This is a genomic window from Micromonospora sp. AMSO1212t, from assembly GCF_008868145.1.
In the GTDB taxonomy this organism is placed as follows: Bacteria; Actinomycetota; Actinomycetes; order Mycobacteriales; family Micromonosporaceae; genus Micromonospora; species Micromonospora tulbaghiae.
In genome coordinates, this window is record NZ_WBKS01000325.1 from 1 (window position 1) to 435 (window position 435).

General features: G+C 50.6%; 1 rRNA gene. It reads left to right on the forward strand.

What is annotated here, in order from left to right:
* A 16S ribosomal RNA gene (locus F8279_RS30010) occupies positions 1-435 on the forward strand; the annotation flags it as partial.

The following is a 435-nucleotide window of genomic DNA, read 5'->3' on the forward strand; positions in this document are numbered from 1 at the left end:
AGTAGGGAATCTTCCACAATGGACGCAAGTCTGATGGAGCAACGCCGCGTGAGTGAAGAAGGTTTTCGGATCGTAAAGCTCTGTTGTTGGTGAAGAAGGATAGAGGTAGTAACTGGCCTTTATTTGACGGTAATCAACCAGAAAGTCACGGCTAACTACGTGCCAGCAGCCGCGGTAATACGTAGGTGGCAAGCGTTGTCCGGATTTATTGGGCGTAAAGCGAGCGCAGGCGGAAGAATAAGTCTGATGTGAAAGCCCTCGGCTTAACCGAGGAACTGCATCGGAAACTGTTTTTCTTGAGTGCAGAAGAGGAGAGTGGAACTCCATGTGTAGCGGTGGAATGCGTAGATATATGGAAGAACACCAGTGGCGAAGGCGGCTCTCTGGTCTGCAACTGACGCTGAGGCTCGAAAGCATGGGTAGCGAACAGGATTA